13 protein-coding genes and 1 tRNA gene are annotated in these 14,645 nt (G+C 72.3%); 5 read left to right on the top strand and 9 right to left on the bottom strand.

All coding sequences use genetic code 11. The annotated features are described in order from the left end of the window. Positions 1–36: 36 nt before the first annotated feature. Positions 37–756 carry a histidine phosphatase family protein gene (locus ACFWFZ_RS29285; protein WP_387126060.1) on the bottom strand — a complete coding sequence of 240 codons (720 nt, stop codon included), beginning with the start codon at positions 754–756 and terminating at the stop codon, positions 37–39. A 72-nt stretch (positions 757–828) separates the two neighbouring features. Here ACFWFZ_RS29285 and corA point away from each other — a divergent pair, with 72 nt between their 5' ends. Continuing rightward, positions 829–1,821 (top strand): magnesium/cobalt transporter CorA, encoded by a 993-nt coding sequence (corA, locus tag ACFWFZ_RS29290; RefSeq protein ID WP_387126062.1) that lies wholly within the window; start codon positions 829–831, stop codon positions 1,819–1,821. 54 nt (positions 1,822–1,875) lie between these two features. Here the strand turns inward: corA and ACFWFZ_RS29295 are convergent, their stop codons facing one another. Both ACFWFZ_RS29295 and ACFWFZ_RS29300 read right to left on the bottom strand, forming a co-directional pair. Next, positions 1,876–2,664, bottom strand: a complete 789-nt coding sequence (locus ACFWFZ_RS29295) for a ferritin-like domain-containing protein (protein WP_387126064.1) — start codon at positions 2,662–2,664, stop codon at positions 1,876–1,878. 264 nt (positions 2,665–2,928) lie between these two features. Continuing rightward, on the bottom strand, positions 2,929–3,978 hold the full coding sequence (locus ACFWFZ_RS29300) for an LLM class F420-dependent oxidoreductase (protein ID WP_387126066.1): 1,050 nt from the start codon (positions 3,976–3,978) through the stop codon (positions 2,929–2,931). A gap of 100 nt (positions 3,979–4,078) precedes the next feature. On the opposite strand from ACFWFZ_RS29300, the gene ACFWFZ_RS29305 reads away from it, so the two are divergent. Further along, a complete protein-coding gene (locus ACFWFZ_RS29305) occupies positions 4,079–5,062 on the top strand; it encodes an aldo/keto reductase (RefSeq protein ID WP_387126068.1) in 984 nt (327 codons plus the stop codon). Further along, positions 5,059–7,347: an ATP-binding domain-containing protein gene (locus ACFWFZ_RS29310; RefSeq protein ID WP_387126070.1), complete on the top strand. Its 2,289-nt coding sequence runs from the start codon at positions 5,059–5,061 to the stop codon at positions 7,345–7,347. The genes ACFWFZ_RS29305 and ACFWFZ_RS29310 overlap by 4 nt, the downstream gene beginning before the upstream one ends. Before the next feature lie 68 nt (positions 7,348–7,415). Here ACFWFZ_RS29310 and ACFWFZ_RS29315 read toward each other — a convergent pair whose 3' ends face one another. Then, entirely contained in the window at positions 7,416–8,075 is a 660-nt protein-coding gene (locus ACFWFZ_RS29315; protein ID WP_387126072.1) for a hypothetical protein, read from the bottom strand. 47 nt (positions 8,076–8,122) lie between these two features. Here ACFWFZ_RS29315 and ACFWFZ_RS29320 point away from each other — a divergent pair, with 47 nt between their 5' ends. Then, positions 8,123–8,311, top strand: a complete 189-nt coding sequence (locus ACFWFZ_RS29320) for a DUF5703 family protein (protein WP_387126074.1) — start codon at positions 8,123–8,125, stop codon at positions 8,309–8,311. A 40-nt stretch (positions 8,312–8,351) separates the two neighbouring features. On the opposite strand, the gene ACFWFZ_RS29325 is transcribed toward ACFWFZ_RS29320, so the two are convergent. The 3 genes from ACFWFZ_RS29325 to ACFWFZ_RS29335 all read right to left on the bottom strand — a co-directional run bounded on the left by ACFWFZ_RS29325 (position 8,352) and on the right by ACFWFZ_RS29335 (position 10,978). Beyond that, positions 8,352–9,131 (bottom strand): chaplin, encoded by a 780-nt coding sequence (locus tag ACFWFZ_RS29325; protein WP_387126076.1) that lies wholly within the window; start codon positions 9,129–9,131, stop codon positions 8,352–8,354. Between the two features lie 156 nt (positions 9,132–9,287). Further along, entirely contained in the window at positions 9,288–9,521 is a 234-nt protein-coding gene (gene chpH, locus ACFWFZ_RS29330; RefSeq protein WP_030770277.1) for a chaplin ChpH, read from the bottom strand. 131 nt (positions 9,522–9,652) lie between these two features. Continuing rightward, complete coding sequence (locus ACFWFZ_RS29335; RefSeq protein ID WP_030655868.1) at positions 9,653–10,978, bottom strand: M20/M25/M40 family metallo-hydrolase; 1,326 nt, start codon at positions 10,976–10,978, stop codon at positions 9,653–9,655. 185 nt (positions 10,979–11,163) lie between these two features. On the opposite strand from ACFWFZ_RS29335, the gene ACFWFZ_RS29340 reads away from it, so the two are divergent. Further along, positions 11,164–11,251 (top strand) — tRNA-Leu (locus ACFWFZ_RS29340). Positions 11,252–11,411: 160 nt separating this feature from the next. Here ACFWFZ_RS29340 and ACFWFZ_RS29345 read toward each other — a convergent pair. Beyond that, entirely contained in the window at positions 11,412–12,851 is a 1,440-nt protein-coding gene (locus ACFWFZ_RS29345) for an amino acid permease (protein ID WP_387126079.1), read from the bottom strand. A 209-nt stretch (positions 12,852–13,060) separates the two neighbouring features. Continuing rightward, on the bottom strand, positions 13,061–14,605 hold the full coding sequence (locus ACFWFZ_RS29350) for an APC family permease (RefSeq protein WP_387126082.1): 1,545 nt from the start codon (positions 14,603–14,605) through the stop codon (positions 13,061–13,063). Positions 14,606–14,645 lie beyond the last annotated feature (40 nt).

The raw sequence follows: 14,645 nt of genomic DNA on the forward strand, positions 1-14,645 counted from the left end.
CTTGTGTGGGCCCGTCCACCCTACTGCGCCACGCGATCACGCCGCGCCCGCGCCGCCCCCCACGACCGCGTTCCCGGTGTCCTCGGAGTCCTTGTCGGAGGCGACGGGCTCGGGCGTGGCAGGGCGCCGTACGAGGGATCCGAAGTCCCCGGTGTCGCCCAGGCGGAACACGAACGGGCGGGTCCGCGTGTAGCGGATCGCGGTCACCGAGCAGGGGTCGACATGGATGCGCTGGAAGAGGTCCAGGTGCATGCCCAGGGCGTCCGCGACAAGCGACTTGATGATGTCGCCGTGCGAGCACATCAGGAAGACCGCGTCGCTGCCGTCCTGCTCCTCGATCCGCGTGTTCCAGTCGCGTACGGCGTCCACGGCGCGCGCCTGCATGGCCCGCATGGACTCGCCGCCGGGGAAGGCGGCCGCTGACGGGTGCTGTTGCACGATCTTCATCAGCGGTTCTTCGGAGAGTTCGGAGAGTTTGCGTCCGGACCAGTCTCCGTAGTGGCACTCGCCGATCCGCTCGTCGGTGTGCAGTTCCAGCTCGGGCCTCGCGGCCAGCAGGGGTGCGAGGGTTTCCCGGCAGCGCTGCAGGGGGCTGGTGACGGCGGCGGCGAGCGGCACGCCCGCGAGCCGTCCGGGGAGCGCGGCGGCCTGCTCGGCGCCGCGCTCGTCGAGGGCCACGCCGGGGGTCCATCCGGCGAGCAGCCCTGCGGTGTTGGCGGTGGACCGCCCGTGTCGTACGAGGATCAGCGTGGCCATGGGGGCCAGCGTAGGGCCTGTCTTTTGAGACCAGGCCGGATCGGGGGGCGGGCCCGTCGGCGGCGGGGGACAATGTTCGGCGTGATTGTCGACTGCGCGCTGTACCGGGACGGTCGCCGCGCCACGGGTCCGGAGGACTTCTCGGACGCCCTGGAGGAGGCCCGGGCGAGCGGTGACGCCTTCCTCTGGATCGGCACGTACGAGCCGACGGAGGCGGAGTTCGATCACGTCCGCCGGGAGTTCGGCCTGCACCCGCTGGCGGTGGAGGACGCGCTCCACGCGCACCAGCGGCCCAAGGTGGAGGTGTACGACGACTCGCTGTTCGTCGTGCTGAAGCCGGTGCTCTACGACGAGGCCACCGACACGGTGTCCGCGGGCGAGCTGATGCTGTTCATCGGCGACTCCTTCGTCGTCACGGTCCGGCACGGCGAAGGGGCCCCGCTGGCCGCCGTACGCCACCGGCTGGAGCAGGAGCCGGAGGTGCTGCGGCAGGGGCCGACGGCGGTGCTGTACGCGGTCTCCGACGCGGTCGTGGACCACTACATCGAGGTGGCGGCCGAACTCCAGTCGGATCTGGAGGAGCTGGAGGCGGAGGTCTTCGCGCCGAACGCCTCGGACACCAAGAACACCGCGGCCCGGATCTACGGCTTCAAACGGCAGGTGCTGGAGTTCCGGCGGGCGACGAACCCGCTGCTGGCGCCGATGGACCGGCTCGCCTTCGGGCAGGTGCCCTTCGTCCACGAGCACGCCCGACCCTTCTTCCGCGATGTCGCCGACCACCTGACCAAGGCGAGCGAGCACATCGAGGGCCTGGACCGGCTGCTGTCGGACGCGCTGGCCGCGCACCTCGCGCAGACGGGGCTGCGGCAGAACGACGACGTGCGGAAGATCTCGGCCTGGGCGGCGATCGCTGCCGTGCCGACGATGGTCGCGGGGATCTACGGGATGAACTTCGACCACATGCCCGAGCTCCACCGGTGGTGGGGCTATCCGGGGGTGCTCGTGCTCATGGCGGGCGTCTGCCTTGGCCTGCACCGGCTGTTCAAGCGCCGGGGCTGGCTCTGAGGCCCGCCGGACCCTCTCGTCAGGGGTGTCCGGCGGATCAAGGCCGTACGCCGGCTACGCGAGCTCGGGGGCGGTGGCGGGTGCGCCGCCGAGGGCGTTGCGCCGCTCGGGCATCCGCAGGTCGACCATCCGGTGCCAGCCGCTGAAGCGCTCGTACGCGTACATCGCGCGGATCCCGGCGGCCAGCAGGGCGGCCTTCGGCGCGGGCCAGTGCAGCAGCCGTCCCATGTGGTCCATGACGGCGAGGCTCACGTCGCGGTAGACGGAGATCTCGGCGAGGGCGCTCTCGCGCAGCACCCGGTGGATGGTCCGGCCGCGGCCGGCGCGGGCCAGCCGCAGCAGTTCCTCGTGGCAGTAGGCGAGGTGGTTGTCCTCGTCGTTGCTGATCAGGTGGATGGCCTTGCCCACCACGGGGTGGTCGCCGAAGTACTTGACGAGCATGTCCATCTGGTCGGCGGCGCGCTGTTCGGTGACGCGGCTGTGCGCGAGGTAGACGATGATGTCCTCCTCGCTCAGCGCCTCCTGGCGGCGCAGCTTGTCGTGGGCCAGTCCGATGCCGCGGCGCTCGAGCAGCATCGTGTAGTCGGTCTCGGGCGGTACGGGGACGGCCTCCAGGCCGCGTTTGCGGAGCAGGGCGTGGAAGATCCGGCCGTGCTTGTCCTCGTCGGCGCCGTGCCGGGTGATCTTGGGCGCGAGGTCGCGCATGCCGTCCGGGACCAGGGCCGCGATACGGGCGTTCTCCCAGCCGCCCTGGGCTTCCCCGCTGGCGGCGATGGAGCAGAACAGCTGGAAGGAGTCGTCGTTGTCGACGATCTCCTGGAACAGGCTGCGGGCAGAGAGCATGCAACGAGTCAAACGCCGGTCCCGGGGGCGGGCAACCGAGAAGTGGCACAACTCGTCCGAATGAACGAACCGCAGGGTCGGGGCGCGGTGCGTAACCCCTGGGGTGCCGGGCGCGTTGTTGACTGTGTCGGCCGTGGCGGGGAAGACCCCCGAGCCCCCACCACGGCCGCAGAGCATTCAGGCGGCCTCCGAGACCCGGCGTCCGAGAGCAGGCGCCCGGCACCCGCCGTCCGGCCTCGGACGTCCCGCCTCGGACCTCCGGCCTCAGGCGAGGCCCGCGAGCTCCATGGCCTCGGTGCCGGCACGCAGGGCGGCGATCCGCTCGTCGAGGGTGAAACCGGCCGGGGCCAGCGTGAGGGTGGTGACCCCGGCCTCCGCGTAGGCCCGCATCCCGTCGGCGATCCGCGCGACCGGGCCGAGCAGCGTCGTCGAGTCGATCAGCGAGTGCGGGACGGCCTCGGCCGCGCCGTTCTTGTCGCCGGCCAGGTACTTGTCCTGGATCTCGGCGGCTTCCTTCTCGTAGCCCATGCGCTGGGCCAGCTGGTTGTAGAAGTTCTGCTTCCGGCTGCCCATGCCGCCCACGTACAGGGCGGTGTAGGGGCGGAACGTGTCGGCGAGGGCGGTGACGTCGTCGCCGAGGGCCAGCGGCACGGTCGGGCAGACGTCGAAGCCGTCCATCGTCAGCCCGGCCTTCTCGCGGCCCGCCCGGATGTGGGTGAGCGCGGTGGCCTCCAGGTGCTCGGCGGCCGGGAAGATCAGCAGGGCGCCGTCGGCGATCTCGCCGGTCTGCTCCAGGTTCTTGGGCCCGATGGCGGCGATGTAGAGCGGGATGTGCTCGCGCTCGGGGTGCACGGTGAGCTTGATCGGCTTGCCCGGGCCGCCCGGCAGCGGCAGGGTCCAGTGCTCGCCCTCGTAGCTCAGCCGCTCGCGGGACATGGCCTTGCGGACGATCTCCACGTACTCGCGGGTGCGGGCGAGCGGCTTGTCGAACTTGACGCCGTACCAGCCCTCGGAGACCTGGGGGCCGGAGACGCCGAGGCCGAGCCGGAAGCGGCCCTTGGTGAGCGAGTCCAGGGTGGCCGCGGTCATCGCGGTCATGGCGGGCTGGCGGGCGGGGATCTGGAGGATCGCCGAGCCGACGTCGATGCGCTCGGTCTGGGCGGCGACCCAGGCGAGGACGGTCGGGGCGTCCGAACCGTAGGCCTCGGCCGCCCAGCAGACGTCGTATCCGAGGCGGTCGGCCTCCTGGGCGACGGCGAGGTTGTCGGCGTCCATGCCCGCGCCCCAGTAACCGAGATTGATGCCGAGCCGCATGTGTCGTCCCCTTACCGGTGTACCGATCAGTAACGTTGATGTGCGGGGACTGTAGCGCGCCCGGGTGCTCCACGTCAGCGCCCCAGTAGTCTCAGCGCTCATGGAGCAGAGGCATCTCGGCCGCACCGGACTGCGCGTCTCCCGGATCGGCCTCGGCACCCTCACCTGGGGCCGCGACACAGGCGAGGAAGCCGCCGCCGGACAGGTGAAGACGTTCTGGGAGGCGGGCGGCACCCTCGTCGACACCGCCGACGTGTACGGCGGCGGTGAGGCGGAGTACCTCCTCGGGCGGCTGCTGGGCGGGCTCGTCCCGCGCCGGGACCTGGTGATCGCGACGAAGGCGGGCAGCGTTGCGGACCCGGACCGGCGCTTCGACGGCTCGCGCGGCCACCTGCTCGCGGCCCTGGACGATTCGCTGGACCGGCTGGGCACCGACCACGTCGACCTGTGGCAGGTCCACGCCTTCGATCCGGCGACACCGGTGGAGGAGACCCTGCAGGCCCTGGACCTGGCGGTGAGCAGCGGCCGGGCACGGTACGCGGGGGTGGCGGGCTTCTGCGGCTGGCAGCTGGCGAAGGCGGCCACCTGGCAGCTCGCGGCTCCCGGGGTACGGACCCGGATCGCCTCGACGCAGATGGAGTACTCGCTGCTCCAGCGCGGGGTGGAACGGGAGGTGCTGCCGGCCGCGCTGGACCTGGGGGTCGGTCTGCTGCCGTCCTCCCCGCTGGGACGCGGGGTGCTGACGGGAAAGTACCGGGACGGCACCCCGGCCGACTCGCGGGGCGCCTCGGAGTCCCTGGCCGCGCTGGTGGAGCCGTACCTCGACGACGCGGCGGGCCGGATCGTGGACGCGGTGGTGACGGCGGCGCAGGGCCTGGCCGTGACCCCCCTCCAGGTGGCGCTGGCGTGGATCCGGGACCGGCCGGGGGTGGTCGCGCCGATCGTCGGCGCGCGGACGTCGGCGCAGCTCGCGGCGGCGTTGTCGGTGGAGGCGCTTAGTCTTCCGGAGGAGATCTGCCGGGCGCTGGACGACGTGTCGGCGCCGGAGCACCGCTATCCCGATCAGGACTGGAGCACGCTGTGAGTACGGACCGTCAGGCCGAAGCCGCCACCGCCGCCGCGGAGGCCGACAGCGGGCCCGACGCCGAGCCGGCCGGGCAGGCGCCGACCGCGGCAGGAGCCGTCCCGGGCGAGCCCGAGGCCGGGCCCTCCGCGCCGCACGGCGAAGCCGGTGACGGGGGCCAGGGGGCGGAGCCACCGGTGGACGGCCCGCAGGATCCCGCGGCAGCCGCCGACCCCGCCGGACCCGAGGAGGACGCCGACGCCGGAGCCGGGGCCGGGGCCGACAGTGACGGTGGGACCGCGGGCGAGGGCGAAGCCGAGGACGCCGGGGCTGAGCCCGCCGCAGGCGGCGGCCTGAGCGAGGCCCAGGCCGAACTGGCCGCGCAGAAGATCGAGCGGGAGCGGATCGCCCGGCGCAAGGCCGAACGCGAAGGACCCGTCGAGGCCGGCGCCAAGCTCAGCGGTAAGGCCGCCGACCTGCTGGCCGCCGTACGGGCCGTGGAGAGCGGCGCGAAGCCCTCCGCCGACTACTTCGACGACGCACCGGCCGCCCCCCGCAAGGCGGCTCCCGCTCCCCCGGCGCCACGCCCGGCCGCCGCCCCGGCGCCGGCGGCCGCGCCCGCCGCCCCCTCCGCCGACGCCGTCGACGGCGTACGGGCCGTCCTGGCCCGCGGTGGCGCGCCCGAGTCGCTGGCGGGCCCCGTCGCGGCGGTGCTCGGCGACGGCGCCGCGCAGGAGCTCGCGGAGAACCCGTGGCGGCTGCTGGAGGTTCCCGCCGTGCGCCCGTCGCAGGCGGACGGCTTCGCCCGCGCCCTGCTGGGCGCCGGGGCCGGCCCCGGGGACGAGCGCCGCACGGCCGTACTGGTGGGCTGGCTGCTGGAACAGGCGGGCCTGAAGGGGCACACCGCGCTGGAGGCTCCGGTCCTGGAGAAGGCGCTGGCCCAGTACGGCGTGCCGGATCCGGGCGAAGCCCTGGAGCAGTCCATCGCGGAGGCCTCGGTACTGGTCTTCCACGAGCCCCTCGGCCCGCCGGTGGAGGAGGGCCAGGAGCAGCCCGTACGCATCCTCGTGGGCCTGGAGGGCGCGGCGATGGCCGAGGAGAGCCTGGCCGACGGCCTGGCCCGGCTGGCCGGCACCTTCGACGGCCCGGCGGACTGGGAGCAGGCCGCCGCGGCCGCGCCGGACCGGTCCTCCGCCGAGCTGATCCGTGCGGTCGCCGGCCACGGTCTGGTCACTCATACGGGTGGCGAGGCCGCCCGTGCCGAACCGCTCGCACTGGCCGCGGCGGCCCGTGGACTGGGCCTGCGCGTCTGCGTCGCCGCGCACGCGCCCGGCGGCGAGGATTCGGTGACGGTGGCGGAGCTGCTGTCGGGCCGGGAAGGGCCCGGGCGGGACGCGGACGGGCAGTTCGCGCTGGACCTGCTGATCGTGCTGGACGCGCCGCAGCTGGACGTGGAGAGCGCCGCCGCGCTGGTCGAGGGCGTGGCGGACGGGGCCCGGCTGGTCCTGTCCGGAGACCCCGCAGTGCTCGGCTCCGCGGGCGCGGGCCGGGTGTTCGCCGATGTGCTGGCGGCGCGTACCTGCCCCCAGCTGGTCTCCCGAACCCCGGACCCGGGTCCCATCGGTGAGCTCGTCTCCGGCGTGGGGATCGGTGAGCTGAACCAGGTCGACGCCCCCGGCAAGGAGGTCGTCATCGTCCCGGTGCAGGACGCCGGGGAGGCCGTGCACCGCGCGGTGCAGCTGGTGGCCGAGTCGGTGCCGCGGGCCTTCGGGATCCCGGCGGACTGCGTGCAGGTGATCACCGTGGGGCACGGCGGGTCCGCGGGGACGCGGGCGCTGAACGCCGCGCTCAAGGAGCGGCTCAATCCCGGCCCGGGCCGGTTCGGCGGCTTCGACCCCGGCGACCGGGTGGTCCACGTGCCGTCCCAGGGGCGGGCCCTGCCGGCCCGTGTGGTGTCGGCCGACGCCCAGGGGCTGCACCTGGACCGGGCGGGCGCGCGGATCGTCGTAGCGAAGGAGCTCGTCGAGTCCCAGGTACGGCACGGCTGGGCGGTGACGGCGCACCAGGCGGTCGGGGCGCGCTGGCCGGCGGTCGTGGTCGTACTGCCGGGCGACGCGGCGCAGGCCCTGTCGCGGGACTGGGTCTACACGGCGTTCGGGCGGGCCGAGCGGCACCTGTCCGTCGTGCACGGTGTCGACCAGGCGCTGCCGCGCGCGGTGGCCGAGGTGCTGCCGAAGCCGCGTACGACGCGGCTGGCGGGTCTGCTGAAGGCCCTCGCGGCGGCGGGCGAACAGCCGGAGCAGTAGACGGCCGCGGCCTCCCGCCCCGAGGGGCGGGAGGCCACGGTGCCGGCACGCGTCGGAGGCCGGCGGGGTCAGGCGGGGGTCAGGCCGGGCCGGGCGGTCGCGTCCTCCTGGGCGTCTTCGGCGTCGTCGAAGTCGTCGGCCTCCTCGTCGAAGACGGAGCTGACGTCGAACCGGTGCAGGACGTCCTGCGGGTCGATGTGCCCGAAGGGCGAGCCCAGCCACTCCCCCGGTTCCGCCATGTCCTCCGAGGCGGCGATCCAGAGCGTGGAGTCGCCCTCCTCCAGTCCGAAGTCCTTGTAGCGGGAGGCGATCTCGTCGGGCTCGTACTCCCCGAAGAGGACGCCGAGGGCGTCGGCGGTGCCGCCGTCGTGGACGAAGTCGGCGTCCCGGTCGTGTGCGGCGACCCGTTCGGCCTGCGCGATCAGCCGCGCCGGTTCGACGACGGCGTAGTCGCGGCGGATGAGCACGCTGAAGGCGGCGGGGCCGGTGTACGGGACACCGTCCTCGGGCGTCGGGATCTCGAAGGGAGTGACCTCGTCGTAGCGGTCGTAGAGGAGTTCGTCGTACTCCTCGGCGGCGGCGGCGAGTTCGTTGAAGGCGGCGTAGACGTCCGGATCCTCGTCCCCGATCCTGCGCTCGACCGCGGCGAGGTGGCGGTCGAGTGCGGCCTTGACCGCCTCGGCGGCGGCGCGGACCTCGGCAACAGTGGGCAGAGCGGCATCAGACATAGAGCAGACGCTATCCGTAGCAGGGCTCTGCCCGCACAATAGATGCGATGCCGGAATACGAATTTGTCGACGTGTACGTGCCCCGCGGGGTCCCTCGCAAGGAGACGACCCGCCTGCTGACCGACCATGCCGAGTACGGGAACTGGGAGATCGACCGGCTGAGCCTGCACCGGGACGGCAGCCGCCGCGTGCGGCTGCGCCGCCGGATCATCCGCCAGGTCCGCGCGACCTGGTGAGCGCGGGCCCCGGGGGCGGGGCCCGCGTCGTGAACACCCGTCAGGCGGCGTTCCTGGAACGCCGGTAGAGCAGGGTGCCGGCCAGCAGCAGGCCACCCGCGATCGGGAGGCCCGCGGTCAGGACGTCACCGGCACCGGTGGCCGCGAGACCGGGATGCGCCTCGGTCCCGGTTCCCGTTCCGGGGTGCGTGACGGGGGTGACCGAACCCGTACCCGGGGTTCCGGGGTTTCCAGGCGTACCCGGGTTGCCGGGGTTACCGGGGTTACCGGGGTTTCCAGGCGTACCCGGGTTACCGGGGTTACCGGGGTTTCCAGGCGTACCCGGGTTACCGGGGTTACCAGGATTTCCGGGGTGGTCGTCGCACGGTTCGTCGTGGTCGCCGGGCTGGCCCGGGTTGCCGGGGTTGCCGGGCTGGCCCGGGTTGCCGGGGTTGCCGGGCTGGCCCGGGTTGCCGGGCTGGCCCGGGTTGCCGGGCTGGCCCGGGTTGCCGGGCTGGCCCGGGTTGCCGGGGTTACCGGGGTTACCGGGGTTGCCGGGGTTACCGGGCTGGCCCGGATGGCCGTGGCCCGAGGCGTTGGCGCAGTTGTTGCCGAAGGCCGGGTTCAGCAAGGCGATGACGTCCACGGTGTTGCCGCAGGCGTTCACCGGCGCGTCCACGGGCGCCTGCACGGTGTTCCCGGACAGCAGGCCCGGAGAGTTCTTCGCATGCCCTGTCGCGCTGGAATCCGCGTGTGCGTAGCCCCCGCCGAGTGCGAGGACACCCCCCGCGGCAGCCATGGTGATCAGGGTCTTCCTGGTGACCTGTACCGGTCGTCGCATCTGTACTCGTCCCCTGGTGTGTATGTGTCGGCCGGCGCTCGGAGCCCGGCCGTCCAGGCTCCCCCGCCTGGTACTCCGAAAAGTGGTTCCGGGCCGGAAAAGCCCGGTGGCCCCGGAGCGCTGGATTGCGCTCCGGGGCCGAAGACTTCAGATGCGTCAGGCGTTGACGCAGGTGTTGCCGAAGGCCGGGTTCAGCAGGCCGATCACGTTCACGGTGTTACCGCAGACGTTGACCGGGATGTGGACCGGGACCTGGACGACGTTGCCGGACAGGACGCCGGGAGAGCCGATGGCCGCACCCTGGGCACCCGCGTCGGCGACGGCCATACCCGCACCCGCGAGAACGAGACCACCGGTGGCAGCCGCAGCGGCGACAACCTTCTTGAGCATTGTTCCTCCTAGTAGGCAAAGTGCGGTCCCAGCCGCGGACCGCACCACCTGTAACGAGGAGGGATCACCAGGGCTACGAGCGTATGAGTGCATTCACTCTTCTCAGTGGAATGCGCACACCTTCTCGAATGTCAGGCGTTGTCGATGAACCGGTCGAGCACCCGCGCCCCGAACTTCAGTCCTTCGACCGGCACCCGCTCGTCCACGCCGTGGAACATCCCGGCGAAGTCCAGCTCCGGCGGCAGCTGCAGCGGCGCGAAGCCGAAGCAGCGGATGCCGAGGTCGTCGAAGGACTTGGCGTCCGTGCCGCCCGAGAGCATGTACGGGACCGCCCGCGCGATCGGGTCCTCCGCCTTCAGGGCGCCCTGCATCGCCTCGACCAGCCGGCCGTCGAAGTCCGTCTCCAGCGCCTTGTCGCCGTGCACGTCCTCGCGCTTCACACGGGGGCCGAGGATGCGGTCCAGGTCGGCGAAGAACTCCTCCTCGTAGCCCGGCAGGAAGCGGCCGTCGACGTGTGCCGTCGCCTGGCCCGGGATGACGTTGACCTTGTAGCCGGCGCCGAGCATCGTCGGGGCGGCCGAGTTGCGCAGGGTCGCGCCGACCATCTTGGCGATGCCGCCGAGCTTGGCGAGCGTGGCGTCCATGTTGTCCGGGTCCAGCGGGGTGCCCAGCGCGTCCGACAGCTCGTCCAGGAAGGACCGTACGGTCTTGGTCACGCGCACCGGCCACTGGTGTCGGCCGAGCCGGCCCACGGCCTCGCACAGCTCCGTGATGGCGTTGTCGTTGTTGGTCATGGAGCCGTGCCCCGCGGTGCCCTCCACCGTGAGCCGCATCCAGTGCATGCCCTTCTGGGCGGTCTCCACGAGGTAGAGCCGGAGGTTCTCGTTGACGGTGAAGGAGAAGCCGCCGACCTCGCCGATCGCCTCGGTGACGCCCTCGAACAGCCCCGGGTGCTTGTCGACGAGGTGCCGGGCCCCGTAGATGCCGCCCGCCTCCTCGTCGGCGAGGAAGGCCAGCACGATGTCCCTCGGGGGCTTGCGGCCGCTGCGCATCCGGTCGCGGACGACGGCCAGCGTCATCGCGTCCATGTCCTTCATGTCGACGGCGCCGCGGCCCCACAGGCACCCGTCGGCGATCTCTCCCGCGAACGGGTCGTACGTCCAGTCCGCGGCGTTGGCCGGAACCACGTCGGTGTGCCCGTGGATCAGCAGTGCGGGCCGCGAGGGGTCCTCGCCCTCGATCCGCGCCACCGTCGAGGCGCGGCCCTTGTGCGATTCGAAGATCTGCGGCTCCAGCCCGACCTCGGCGAGCTTCTCGGCGACCCACTCGGCCGCCTTGCGCTCCCCGGGGCCCGAGTGGTCCCCGTAGTTGCTGGTGTCGATCCGGATGAGGTCCCGGCAGAGGTCGACGACCTCGTCCTCGCCGGAGACGGTCTTGCCCGCGCTCGACTCGCTCACGCTGCTTCCTCCCACTGATCCGCTCAGTACCGAACATTCCCATCCTCGCGCCCCGGGCCGCTCTCCCCAAGGGCGCTCCCCAAGGGCGCTCCCCGGCCGTCGGGGGGTGTGATCGAGGACCTCCCGCCGTTTGGTAATGTTTTCCACGTCGCAACGGCCCGCGAGGGACGCACGGCACACACCCGGTCCGGGTGGCGGAATGGCAGACGCGCTAGCTTGAGGTGCTAGTGCCCTTTATCGGGCGTGGGGGTTCAAGTCCCCCCTCGGACACCACGGCGAAGGCCGGTCAGGAGAAATCCTGACCGGCCTTTCGTGCGTCTACGGGGCGCGCGGCGCCGGAGCCCGGGCGGGATGCCCGTCCGGCAGCCTCAGCGGCGAGGCCCCCCGCACCGGGGCGGCGCGAGGGGCCTCGTGGGGCCGTCCGGGGCGGGCGTCAGTCGCGGGGGGCCGACAGGGCGGCTACTCGGCCGCGGACCAGGAACCAGCCGCCGACCAGGGCGGCGGCGATGACCGGGAGGAACATGACCGTGGTGCGGCCGACGCCGCCGTCACTCCACATCAGGACCAGGACCGTGGCCAGGAAGAGCAGGGTCACGATCTGGGTGTAGGGGGCCCAGGGCAGGCGGTAGGACGGGCGGGAGACCAGGCCGGCCCTTGAGCGGTGCCAGAAGAAGAGCGAGCAGAGCATGACCATGCCCCAGGTGCCGAGGATGCCGATGGAGGCGAGGTTGAGGACGATCTCGAAGGCCTCGCCGGGCATCCAGTAGTTCAGGCCGACGCCGGCGACGCCGAAGGCGGCGGTGAACAGGACGCCGCCGTAGGGGACCTTGCCCTTGTTCATGACACCGGTGAACCTGGGGGCGGAGCCGGACAGGGCCATCGAGCGCAGGATGCGGCCGGTGGAGTACAGGCCCGAGTTCAGCGAGGAGAGGGCGGCGGTCAGGACGACCAGGTTCATGATGCCCGCGGTGCCGGGGATGCCCAGCTTGTCGAAGACGGTCACGAACGGGGACTGGTCGGCGGAGTAGGCGGTGTACGGGAGCAGCATGGCCAGCAGGACGACCGAGCCCACGTAGAAGACGCCGACGCGCCACATGATGGAGTTGATCGCCTTCGGCATGATCTTCTCGGGGTTCTCGGTCTCGCCCGCGGCGACACCGCACAGCTCCACGGAGGCGTACGCGAAGACGACGCCCTGGACCACCATGAGCATCGGGATCACGCCGGAGGGGAAGAGGCCGCCGTTGTCGGTGATCGTCGCGAGGCCCGGGGTGTGGCCGTCGATCGGGTGGCTGGTGGCGACCAGGTAGATGGCGACCACCATGAAGATCACCAGGGCGCTGACCTTGACGATCGAGAACCAGAACTCCATCTCGCCGAAGTACTTCACCGAGATCAGGTTGGCGGTGAGGACGATGGCGAGGGCGATGAAGGCGAGGACCCACTGGGGGACGTCGGTGAACGCGGACCAGTAGTGGGCGAAGACGGCGGCGGCCGTGATGTCCGCCACGGTGGTCGTGGACCAGTTCAGGAAGTACAGCCAGCCGGCCGTGTAGGCGCCCTTCTCACCCATGAACTCACGGGCGTAGGAGACGAAGGCGCCGGAGGAGGGCCGGTAGAGCACGAGCTCGCCGAGGGCACGGACCACGAAGAAGGCGAAGACGCCGCACACCGCGTAGGCGATCGCGAGGGACGGGCCGGCGCCGGCGAGGCGGCCGCCGGCGCCGAGGAACAGGCCGGTGCCTATCGCTCCGCCGATCGCGATCATGTTGATGTGGCGGGACTTCAGGTCCTTGCTGTAGCCCTCGTCACCGGCGTCGACATGGCGGGAGGACGCCGGGGCGGGTGCCTCGGTCAAGGTGCGGTCACTCATCTACGGCTTCGCCTTCGTGGGTGGGACAGGCAGCCCGGACCGCCGCGCAGGGGAGCTGGGTGGTGTCCCCTGTGGCGCGTTCCGGGTGTTTTGATCGCCATAGGAGACCACGAGGCTCTGCCAGCCGCCAAAATCGCCCCCGGCGCGCCGAAGCCCCTGACGACCTTGGAAACGGTCGCCAGGGGCTTCGTAGGGCCTCGAAAGCGAGGTCAGTCGCCGGGTGTGGCCTCTGCCGCCTGGTCGAGGCGGAAGGCCTCGTTGCCGAGGCCGATACGGGCGTGCACCTCGGGGCGGCTGCGGCGCAGGAAGGCTCCGTACAGCAGCCCGCCCACGACGGCGACCCCGATGATGCCCGGCAGGACCCAGGCGAGGACGGATCCCTTCTCGGCGCCGACGAGGACGCCGAAGTCCTTGACGGTGTAGGCGGCGATGGCGAGCAGGGCGAGGCCGGCGGCGCCGGCCGCGACGAGCCGCCAGACCTGGGCGCCGGCGGTGCCGCGGCGGACGAAGAAGGCGATCACGGCGAAGGAGGCGGCGGCCATGAGGAGCGTCACACCGAGGGCGCCGACGCTGCCCATCCAGGTGAACAGGTGCAGGACGGGCGCGGTGGGGTCGCCGGCCGGCAGGTCGTCGGTGACGGCGAAGGCGATGACGACGAGGGCCGCGATGCCGGTCTGGAGCAGCGAGCCGGTGGCGGGGGCGCCGGTGCCGGCGTTGGTGCGGCCGAAGGCGGCGGGGAGCAGGCCCTCGCGGCCCATGGCGAAGGCGTAGCGGGCGACGACGTTGTGGAAGCTGAGCATGGCGGCGAACATGCCGGTCACGAAGAGGACGTGCAGGACGTCGGTGAAGGTGGTGCCGAGGCGGGCCTCGGTGAGCTGGAAGAGCAGGCCGGGGCCTGCCTCGCCGGCGGTCCTGACGACCTCTCCGGGGCCGGTGGCGACGGTCAGGGCCCAGGCGCTGAAGGCGAAGAAGAGGGCCACGAAGCCGACGGCGAGGAACATCACGCGGGAGACGACGATGTGCGGCCTGCTGGTCTCCTCCGCGTACACCGGGGACTGCTCGAAGCCGACGAAGGCGGCGATGCAGAAGCACAGGGCGGTGCCGAGGCCGGCCCCGCTGAGGGTCTCGGGGTTGAAGGCGTGGAGCGAGAGGCCTTCGGGTCCGGGCTTGGCGAGGGCCGCGGCGTCGAAGACGACGACCAGGGCACACTCGATCAGGAGGAGCACGCCGAGCACCTTGGCGTTGAGGTCGATCTTGAGCCAGCCGAGCGCGCCGGTTACGGCGACCGCGAGCAGGGCGGGGATCCACCACGCGAGCTCGGTGTCGAGATAGGTGGCGAAGAGGCCGGAGATCTCGAAGCCGAGGATGCCGTAGACGCCGACCTGCATGGCGCTGTACGCGACGAGGGCGACGAGCGAGGCGGCCGCGCCGGCGGTGGGGCCGAGGCCGCGGGCGATGTACGCGTAGAAGGCGCCGGCGTTGTGGACGTGGCGGCTCATCTCGGCGTAGCCGACGCTGAACAGCGCGAGGACGAGGCCCAGGACGACGAAGAGCAGGGGCTGGCCGACGACACCCATCAAGCCGAATGTCGTGGGCATGACACCCGCAACCACCATCAGGGGGGCGCTCGCGGCGAGTACGGAGAGCAGCAGGCCGGCGGTGCCGAGGCGGTCGGCGCGCAGCGCGCGGTCCTGGCCCTTGTAGGTGCGTATCTCGGCCGATTCCTGGAGCGTGGTGGATCTGCCCGTCGGCATGGCGGCGTCCTTTCGGGGGCGGGTTCTTTCGGGGGCGGGG

The sequence above is a fragment of the Streptomyces sp. NPDC060232 genome (assembly GCF_042726555.1).
GTDB lineage: Bacteria > Actinomycetota > Actinomycetes > Streptomycetales > Streptomycetaceae > Streptomyces.

Excerpts from the sequence above, each read along its gene's own strand:
- ACFWFZ_RS29300 (WP_387126066.1), bottom strand. The coding sequence starts at position 3,978 with ATGCGGCTCGGCATCAATCTCGGTTACTGGGGCGCGGGCATGGACGCC.
- ACFWFZ_RS29285 (WP_387126060.1), bottom strand. The coding sequence starts at position 756 with ATGGCCACGCTGATCCTCGTACGACACGGGCGGTCCACCGCCAACACC.
- ACFWFZ_RS29345 (WP_387126079.1), bottom strand. The coding sequence starts at position 12,851 with ATGAGTGACCGCACCTTGACCGAGGCACCCGCCCCGGCGTCCTCCCGC.
- corA (WP_387126062.1), top strand. The coding sequence starts at position 829 with ATGTTCGGCGTGATTGTCGACTGCGCGCTGTACCGGGACGGTCGCCGC.
- ACFWFZ_RS29320 (WP_387126074.1), top strand. The coding sequence starts at position 8,123 with ATGCCGGAATACGAATTTGTCGACGTGTACGTGCCCCGCGGGGTCCCT.
- ACFWFZ_RS29325 (WP_387126076.1), bottom strand. The coding sequence starts at position 9,131 with ATGCGACGACCGGTACAGGTCACCAGGAAGACCCTGATCACCATGGCT.
- ACFWFZ_RS29315 (WP_387126072.1), bottom strand. The coding sequence starts at position 8,075 with ATGTCTGATGCCGCTCTGCCCACTGTTGCCGAGGTCCGCGCCGCCGCC.
- ACFWFZ_RS29295 (WP_387126064.1), bottom strand. The coding sequence starts at position 2,664 with ATGCTCTCTGCCCGCAGCCTGTTCCAGGAGATCGTCGACAACGACGAC.
- ACFWFZ_RS29350 (WP_387126082.1), bottom strand. The coding sequence starts at position 14,605 with ATGCCGACGGGCAGATCCACCACGCTCCAGGAATCGGCCGAGATACGC.
- chpH (WP_030770277.1), bottom strand. The coding sequence starts at position 9,521 with ATGCTCAAGAAGGTTGTCGCCGCTGCGGCTGCCACCGGTGGTCTCGTT.
- ACFWFZ_RS29305 (WP_387126068.1), top strand. The coding sequence starts at position 4,079 with ATGGAGCAGAGGCATCTCGGCCGCACCGGACTGCGCGTCTCCCGGATC.